Origin of the sequence: Mesorhizobium sp. M7A.F.Ca.CA.002.05.1.1 (assembly GCF_003998335.1) — a bacterium.
Taxonomy (GTDB): Bacteria; Pseudomonadota; Alphaproteobacteria; order Rhizobiales; family Rhizobiaceae; genus Mesorhizobium.
Map to the genome: position 1 here is coordinate 1 of NZ_RZQI01001584.1, position 560 is coordinate 560.

The window sequence follows — 560 nt, forward strand, 5'->3', positions numbered from 1 at the left end:
ATCGTCATCCTCTATGCCTATTTCGGCCAGGCGGCGCGTGCGCAGGCGGCTGACCGTATCTACCTCGAAGCGCATCAGCGCATCGACATGGCGCTGGTGCGCGGCCGCTGCGGCCTGTGGGACTGGGACATGGTGCGCGGCAAGATGTACTGGTCACGCTCGATGTATGACATGCTCGGCTACAAGCCCTGCGACACGATGCTGTCCTTCGGCGAGGTCGACCAGATCATCCATCCCGAGGACGGCGATCTGTTCGAGCTCGCCAACAGAATCGTCGCACGCGAGATCGATCATATCGACCAGGTGTTCCGCATGCGCCATGCGGACGGCCAATGGGTCTGGATGCGCGCACGGGCACAGGTCATCGATCCGGAAGCGCCGGAGATCCAGCTGATCGGCATTGCCGTCGACGTCACCGAACAGCGTCATCTGGCGCTGCGTTCCGAGGCTGCCGACCTTCGCCTCAGAACGGCGATCGAGAACATCAACGAATCCTTCGTGCTGTGGGATTCGACGCAGCGCCTGATCATGTGCAATTCCAAATACCAGCAGGACAACGG

At 61.4% G+C, this 560-nt stretch carries 1 protein-coding gene; it reads left to right on the top strand.

Annotation, left to right across the window (positions count from 1 at the left end; all coding sequences use genetic code 11):
• A partial coding sequence (locus tag EN939_RS37175) for a PAS domain-containing protein (protein WP_127272135.1) occupies positions 1 to 560 on the top strand: 560 nt, incomplete at both ends.